1 protein-coding gene is annotated in these 701 nt (G+C 71.2%); it reads left to right on the top strand.

Annotated elements, in window-relative coordinates; translation table 11 throughout:
• Positions 1 to 540 (top strand): ABC transporter ATP-binding protein (locus NZN28_RS14530; protein ID WP_295399368.1); only part of this gene is annotated, 540 nt, incomplete at its 5' end.
• Positions 541 to 701: the final 161 nt, after the last annotated feature.

Here is a 701-nt window from a genome sequence, read left to right as displayed (position 1 = left end):
AAATCGACGCTGCTGAACCTCATCGCGGGGCTGGAGCTGCCCGACGCGGGCAGCGTGCGCGTCGACGGCATCGAGGTCACCCGCCTAAGCGAAGACGAACGCACGCGCCTGCGGCGGCAGAAAATCGGCTTTGTCTTCCAGGCCTTCCATATCCTGCCGCAGCTGACGGTGCTGCAGAACGTGATGCTGCCGCTGGTGCTGCTGGGAGTCGACGCCATCGAGCGCCGCGCCCGGGCGCTACAGATGCTGGCCGCTGTCGGCCTCGCGCAACGGGCTGCATCGGCCCCGGCCGAGCTCTCCGGCGGTGAGCTGCAGCGCGTGGCGCTGGCGCGCGCGCTGGTGCATCGGCCCGCGCTGCTGCTGGCCGACGAGCCCACCGGCAACCTCGACCCGGACACCGCGGCGTCCGCACTGCAGCTGTTGGCGCAGACGGTGCGCGCGCAGGGCGCCGCCGGGATCCTCGTCACGCATTCGGAGGCTGCCGCCGCCACCTGCGACCGCGTCTTGCGGCTGACACGCGGCCGGCTGGTTGCAGCGTAAGTACGACGGCGATGCTGCGCTGGCTGCTGCGCGCCGTTTCGTGGGGTCACCTGCGGCTACATCCGCTGCGCGCGGTCGTCTCCATCATCGCCATCGCCGCCGGGGTCGCGCTCGGCTTCGCCGTGCATTTGATCAACGCCTCGGCGCTCGCGGAGTTCTCG

The sequence above is a fragment of the Meiothermus sp. genome, from assembly GCF_025056915.1.
Classification (GTDB): Bacteria; Deinococcota; Deinococci; order Deinococcales; family Thermaceae; genus Meiothermus.
The sequence above is the reverse complement of the archived record's forward strand: the minus strand, read 5'-3'. Positions and strand labels throughout refer to the sequence as shown.